The organism is Bacillus sp. SIMBA_074, assembly GCF_046534555.1.
Taxonomy (GTDB): Bacteria; Bacillota; Bacilli; order Bacillales; family Bacillaceae_G; genus Bacillus_A; species Bacillus_A mycoides.
In genome coordinates this window covers 1-238 of record NZ_JAWRYM010001174.1, presented here as the reverse complement: position 1 = coordinate 238, position 238 = coordinate 1, and the positions used below count along the sequence as shown (strand labels likewise).

The 238-nt window shown below is 39.5% G+C and carries 1 pseudogene; it reads right to left on the bottom strand.

The annotated features are described in order from the left end of the window. A pseudogene (locus SB773_RS34435) lies at positions 1–191 on the bottom strand (phospholipase); the annotation flags it as partial. Positions 192–238: the final 47 nt, after the last annotated feature.

Here is a 238-nt window from a genome sequence, read left to right as displayed (position 1 = left end):
GCGTCTTCTATGGCTTGATATATGGTTTGGAAAATTCGCTGCTCATGTTGCAGATTCCCTTGCTCATCGTGATAGGAAAGGTCATAAATGAAATCAATATCCTCGACATGATGAACCTTCCCTTCATAAGAAATGCCATCAGGGAGAGGCTTGTAGCTGTTATAGTTGATTACGGCTGTAATGACGATCACAATGCTGACAAGCAGATAAAATCGTTTTCTTTTGTACCATTTTTTCA